The organism is Streptomyces sp. NPDC005574 (assembly GCF_040605435.1).
GTDB lineage: Bacteria > Actinomycetota > Actinomycetes > Streptomycetales > Streptomycetaceae > Streptomyces.
In genome coordinates this window covers 1-1,542 of record NZ_JBEXCW010000312.1, presented here as the reverse complement: position 1 = coordinate 1,542, position 1,542 = coordinate 1, and the positions used below count along the sequence as shown (strand labels likewise).

The 1,542-nt window shown below is 64.0% G+C and carries 1 protein-coding gene; it reads right to left on the bottom strand.

Going from position 1 to position 1,542, the window contains the following annotated elements:
* Nucleotides 1–414 precede the first annotated feature (414 nt).
* A complete protein-coding gene (locus tag ABZT03_RS44415; protein ID WP_356050028.1) occupies nucleotides 415–1,350 on the bottom strand; it encodes a transposase domain-containing protein in 936 nt (311 codons plus the stop codon).
* Between the last annotated feature and the right edge of the window lie 192 nt (nucleotides 1,351–1,542).

The window sequence follows — 1,542 nt, the reverse complement described above, 5'->3', positions numbered from 1 at the left end:
ATATGCATCGAAAACCCTTCACTGAACGACTACTGCAACGACGGTAAACACCCAACCGTCGCCGTCTAGCGCAACAAACTAGCCCGAGGTATACCCCTCGCATAAACCTGAAAAAATCAGACTCAATCTACTCCAGAAAAGAGATACAACCGCACCGGAGAATGTCGCTGATCTATCATTTTTCCGAACAGTCGAGCAGTCAGGTCCGATCTACTACAGGGAGGGAATATGACCTCCCAACATGAGCAATCATGGCTGCCTTGCTGGTGTTGTTTGTTGAGAAAGCGCCAGCCGCTCCGCACACGGCACCCGACAGGTTTCTAGTTAGCCCGCAGGCTACGGCACATGGCCTAAATTCGACTGAGTATTCTTCACTCAAACAATGCGGCAAGACACAATTAGGGGTTTCATGAATCAGATGGGGATCTCCGGCCGCGTAAGGTGGTCGAGCAGGCTGGTGATCAGCCGCCACTGCTCGCGGCGTACGGTGCCGTCGTCCAAGGTGACGGTGATCCAGGCCTTTATGACCCGGGCCGGCAGTGACGGGTAGCCGTGTCCGGGCCGGTAGGGGCCCGGCAGGCGGGAGAGGTAGGAGCCGTCCGGCAGGCGGCGCACGATGGCCGGGCAGCGGCGGGCGCCCGAGCGCACCAGGAACTGAGCACCGGTGGCACGGACCTGTTCCAGCAGGGCGCGGGAGTCGAAGGCGGTGTCGGCCAGCAGCAGCATCGAGGCGTCAAGGCAGTCCAGCAGCCGTGCGGCGTACACGGTCTCGCCGTTGGCCTCGGGGCCGAAGGCGGCCGAGAGCAGGGCGCGGGTGCCGCACTCGACGATCACCAGCAGGCGCAGCAGCGGGTAGCCGAACTCCCTCTTGTCCCCGGCTCGTTTGGGGTAGCGCCAGGTGACCTGCTCGTCCTCGGGAACGTGCAGGCTGGTGCCGTCCACCGCGACGGTGCGCAAGCCCCGGTAAAGCACGCCTGGCCGGCCACGCTCGCCGACGGGACCGGCCAGGGTGTGGAACAGCAGCTTGAGCGGACGCGCGCCCAGGCGGCGGCGCGCCCGGACAAGGGAGGAGACAGCCGGACGGACGAGGACCGCGGCGGGCAGGTGCATGGTCAACTTGCCCCACACCGCCCGGTAGGAGCAGTGCTCGAACAGCGCCAGGGCGAGGAAGAAGTAGACCATGACGCGGGCGGGCAACAGGCGCACCCGCTTCTCCTGGGCGCCGGTCTCGGCGAGCACCGCGTCCACCAGCGCGAAGTCCACGATCTGGGTCAATTCGCCCAGGTGCCCGGGAGCGTGGACCCCCGATGCCGTCCCACGGACGGCCGTGATGGCAGACTGCTCCTGCAACGGGACTCCCGATGATCTTCCTGCTTGGTCGCAAGATGATCTACCAGGGGTCCCGTTCCACGTTCACAGCAAGGGTTGCATCGCAGGTCGCTGGCTAAGGACTTGCAGATCAATAACTCGCCGTCTTGATCTCCGGTTTGGGGATGCCGAGGCGTGCGGTGAGGTCGGTGAGATCGTCGAGGGTGGCCAGTT